General features: G+C 70.7%; 5 protein-coding genes and 1 pseudogene. All 6 read left to right on the top strand.

Translation table 11 applies throughout. From position 1 onward, the window contains the following. Nucleotides 1–864: pseudogene (locus B9S61_RS36630) on the top strand (ATP-binding protein); the annotation flags it as partial. 207 nt (nt 865–1071) lie between these two features. Further along, nucleotides 1072–1539, top strand: a complete 468-nt coding sequence (locus B9S61_RS36625) for a hypothetical protein (protein ID WP_103546037.1) — start codon at nt 1072–1074, stop codon at nt 1537–1539. A gap of 18 nt (nt 1540–1557) precedes the next feature. After that, nucleotides 1558–1740, top strand: coding sequence for a hypothetical protein (locus tag B9S61_RS36620; protein ID WP_103546036.1), 183 nt, complete (start codon nt 1558–1560; stop codon nt 1738–1740). Between the two features lie 89 nt (nt 1741–1829). After that, nucleotides 1830–2738, top strand: a complete 909-nt coding sequence (locus B9S61_RS36615) for a bifunctional DNA primase/polymerase (protein ID WP_103546035.1) — start codon at nt 1830–1832, stop codon at nt 2736–2738. After that, on the top strand, nt 2735–3088 hold the full coding sequence (locus B9S61_RS43035) for a hypothetical protein (RefSeq protein ID WP_258040054.1): 354 nt from the start codon (nt 2735–2737) through the stop codon (nt 3086–3088). Before B9S61_RS36615 ends, B9S61_RS43035 begins: the two co-directional genes overlap by 4 nt. Further along, nucleotides 3085–4301 (top strand): phage/plasmid primase, P4 family (locus B9S61_RS36605; RefSeq protein WP_103546033.1); only part of this gene is annotated, 1217 nt, incomplete at its 3' end. The genes B9S61_RS43035 and B9S61_RS36605, both read left to right, overlap by 4 nt.

Here is a 4301-nt window from a genome sequence, read left to right as displayed (position 1 = left end):
ACCCTGATCCAGGGGCCGACGGATGAGCACGTGATCCAGGTGACCGAGATGGTGGAAGGTGCGGTGGATGAGATGAACCGCCGGCTCCAGGCCCCACCCGGCACCACCTTCCCGCCGCTCATCGTGCTCGTGGATGAGGCGCAGATGGCGTTCATGTGCCCGGTCAAGGATGAGGACAAGCGCCCCTACGGCGGGTCCAAGGCGAACAGCCGCTACTACATGGCCGTCCGCAAGATTCACAATCAGGGCCGTGTGGTGAACGTGCTGATGTGGCAGGGCACTCAGGACCCGACCAACGAGAACCTGCCCAAGCTCGTGCGCGAGGGCGCCCACACCCGCGCCTCCCTCGCCCTCGGCACCGAGTCACAGGCCCGCATGGCGCTCGGGGACAAGGCCATCGACGGCGGCGCCGCCCCCAACCTGCTCCGGCCCGGCCTGGACCGCGGAACGCTCGTCGTCGCCTCCGACGGCATCACGATCCCGGCCGGACAGTCGTCCATCACGGTGCGCACGCACTACATCGACGACGACGCAGCCACCGCCATCACTAACCGGGCCAAGGCCCTGCGCGACGGCGTCACCACCCTGCACGCCATCGACCGGACCACCGAGCACGACCCGCTGGCCGACATCGCGGCCGTCGTCGGCGACGCGGCCCGCGTCCGCACCAAGGACGTGTTGGCGCGGCTCGCCACCCGGAACCCGGGCGCCTACGGCGAGTGGTCGTTCCTCGACCTCAAGCGCGTCCTGGACGACGCCGGCGCCGGGCCGTACAAGTCCGACGGCGTCATGTGTGTTGCCCGCGACCGCGTCGCCCGCGCCCTCGCCAACCGCAACGCCGACGGTTCCGCTTCCACCGACTGACGGCAGGGAGGCGAACCGCGACGGGTCAGGGAGACAGGGAGAACTCCCTGAACCCCTCCCTGACCCGCCTCCCTGGCCCTGACCTGCACAAATGATCGTTCAGGGAGTCAGGGAGGCACGCAGGTCACACCCCCCGAACCCCCCTCCAGAGCGCCCCCGCAAGGGGGTGCCCCTGCCTCCCTGGCCAACGGCCGGAAGGGATTCCGCATGTACCCCAAGAACGTCAGCCACGCGCCCGTACAGGGGGCCGTGGAAATCCACCGCCCGACCCCGGTACCGCCGCCCGCCGTCGTCCACCCGGGGCCGGTCGTGCCCGTGCAGCCGGGCACCGTTCCGGCGGTGGCGAGCATCGTCCTGCCCGACGGCCGGATCGTCACCGGCTACGCCATCAACCCCACCCGCCCCGAGCCGGTCACCGCCAAGCCGGCCGTCTCCCGCGCGGCGGTGAACGTCGCCCTCGGAGGCGTCGGCTTCCTCGCCGTGTCCGGCGGGCTGCTGCTGCTCACCTCGTTCATCGCGGCCCTGACCGCGTTCATCGGTCAGCTCATCATCCTGGCCGCCGTCGTCTTCGGCGGATGGATCGCCGTCCAGATCCTCGGAACCAGCGACCACCGCGGCGGGACCACGGTGAACATCCGCCGGGCCGTCTTCAAGCGCAACCACTTCCACGGCTGACACCACCCAAGGAGAACCATGTTCGACATCCGCATCATCTGCGACCCGGCCGACGAACCGGAGATCACGCAGGCACTGACGGCAGCGTTCGACTGCGACCCCATCGAGCGCCGCCCGGCCCGCGACGGCTACCACGTCCGCCTCTACACCAAGGCGTTCCACCCCGACCCGCCGACGCCGGACAACGGCGCCAACGCCTAGCTACGCCAAGGGCGGCCCCCGCATCTCGCCAAAGAACTGGGGCCGCCCTTGTCACCCAGCACCCTTCAACAGGACTGGAGACCTCCAGCATGACCCAAGACCCCCGATCCGGGCTGCTGTGTGCAGCGCTGGACGCCGCCGCGCGCGGCTGGCACGTCTTCCCCCTGCGGCCCGGTACCAAGCGGCCCGCCTTGCACGGCGAGAAGACGTGCACCCGTACCGGACCGTGCACCGACGGGCACCGCAAGTGGGAGCAGCGCGCCACCACCGACCCGGACCGTATCCGGGCCGCGTGGTCGCGGGCGCCGTTCAACGTCGGCATCGCGACCGGCCCGTCCGGCCTGGTCGTCATCGACCTGGACGTGCCCAAGGACAAGAGCAGTTCGGACGCGCCTGACGGCGCGGCCACCTTCCAAGCGCTCTGCGAGCGCGCCGCCCACCCCGCCCCCACCACCTACCGGACCCGGACCGCGAGCGGCGGGACACACCTGTACTTCACCGCCCCGCCCGGCGTGCGACTGTCCAACACAGCGGGCAGCGTCAGCCCGTTGGTCGACACCCGCGCGCACGGCGGATACGTCGTCGCCGCGGGCAGCATCACCCCCGCCGGACGGTACGAAGCGCTGTGCGCCCCTGTGGCCGCCCCGCTTCCCGGTTGGCTGCTGAGCGTCCTGCGACCGGCCCCCAAGCCCGTACAGGCACCCACAGGGGTCACAGTGGGGCGATCCCGCCTGTATGCGGATGTAGCGCTCGCCAACGAGACCCGGAATGTGGCCACCGCCGCCGACGGGACCCGCAACGCGACGCTGCTGCGGGCCGCCCGCGCCCTGGGACGGCTGATCGCGTCCGGCGACCTCACCCGCGTACAGGTTGAGCAGGCTCTTAGGGAGGCGGCGGCGGGCAACGCCACACAGTCGCAGCGCTACTACGACGACGTGATCCGTCGCGGCCTGGACTGGTCCATCGCCCACAACCCCACCCGCAGGCGGGCGGCATGACCAAGCCCCTCTCCTCCCCTAAGAGCCTCACCGACACCCCGCCCGGACCGCGCGCCGCCGAACCGAGCAGCGCCCGGCCGACCGTGGGCGAGCCGAAAGGCGCCGCCCGTCAGGGCGTCCCTTCTGCTGTTCGCCCTGACCCGCGCCAGGAAGACGGCCGACTCCCCGTGGCGTGGCTGCACATCAGCGCGCCCAAAGGCGCCGTACCCACCGCGACCTCGCGGTGTCTGTGCGGGCGGGACCGCAGCGCCGTCGGACACCGCCGCGTGCTCGCCCTGATCACCGACCACACCGACCACCGCGACACCTGCCCGCTCCGCACCCCCCAGGAAGGGAGGGCCGCCGCATGACGGACACCCGCGCCACCATCGCAAGCGAGGAACTGCCGCCGCCGTCCAACCCCCTGGCCGTCGCCCGCCGGCTCCTGCCCGACTGGCAGACCGAGGACGGACAGCTTGTGTGCAGGCGCTGGCGTGCCTCGTGGATGCGCTGGAACGGCACTTGCTGGCGCGAGACGGACGACGCGCAGATCCGCGCCGCCATGTACACGCGCTTGGAGCACGCCGTCTTCCAGACCCCGGGCAAGGACGGACAGCCCGAGGAACGCGACTGGGCACCGACCAAGCAGAAGATCGGCAACCTGCTTGACGCCCTCGGGGCCATCACCCTGCTGCCCACCGACACCGACGCCCCCGCCTGGATCGACGACCAGGGCGACACCGGGCAGGACCACGGCCCCATCGTGGCCTGTGAGAACGGGTTGCTGCGCATCCAGGATCGGGCGCTTCTGCCGCACGGCCCCGGGTTCTTCAACCTGGTCTCCGTGCCGTTCGCCTACGACCCCGACGCCACCGCGCCGACCTGGGAACGGTTTCTCACGCAGGTCTGGCCCGAGGACCCCGAAGCTGTCGCCGCGCTTCAGGAGTGGTTCGGCTACGTCCTGTCCGGCCGCACCGACCAACAGAAGATCCTGCTCATCGTCGGCCCCTCACGCTCCGGCAAGGGCACCATCGCGCGCGTGCTCAAAGAGCTGGTCGGACGGGAGAACCTTGCCGGGCCCACCCTCGCCGGACTGGGCACGAACTTCGGCCTGTCCACCCTGGTCGGCAAGCCCCTCGCCGTAATCTCCGACGCTCGCCTGTCCGGCAACGACAACAGTCAGGTCGTCGAGCGGCTGCTGACCATCTCCGGTGAGGACACCATCGACATCGACCGCAAATACCGCGCGGTGTGGACCGGCAAGCTGCCCACCCGGCTGGTGGTCCTGTCCAACGAGCTGCCGCACTTCGGCGACTCCTCCGGCGTCATCGCCAAACGGTTCATCCTGCTCAGCATGCGCACGTCGTGGCTGGGCAAGGAAGATCCCACCCTGTTCGACCGGCTCACCGCAGAGATGCCCGGCATCCTCAACTGGGCACTGGAAGGGCTCGCCCGCCTCCAGCGCAACGGACGGATCACCGAACCCCCCTCCAGCCGTGAGGCCGTCACCACCATGCAGGACACCGCCTCACCCACCAGCGCGTTCGTCCGCGAACGCTGCACCACCGGACCCGCGTGCACGGT

The organism is Streptomyces sp. SM1 (genome assembly GCF_002910825.1).
Lineage (GTDB): Bacteria > Actinomycetota > Actinomycetes > Streptomycetales > Streptomycetaceae > Streptomyces > Streptomyces okerensis.
The sequence above is the reverse complement of the archived record's forward strand: the minus strand, read 5'-3'. Positions and strand labels throughout refer to the sequence as shown.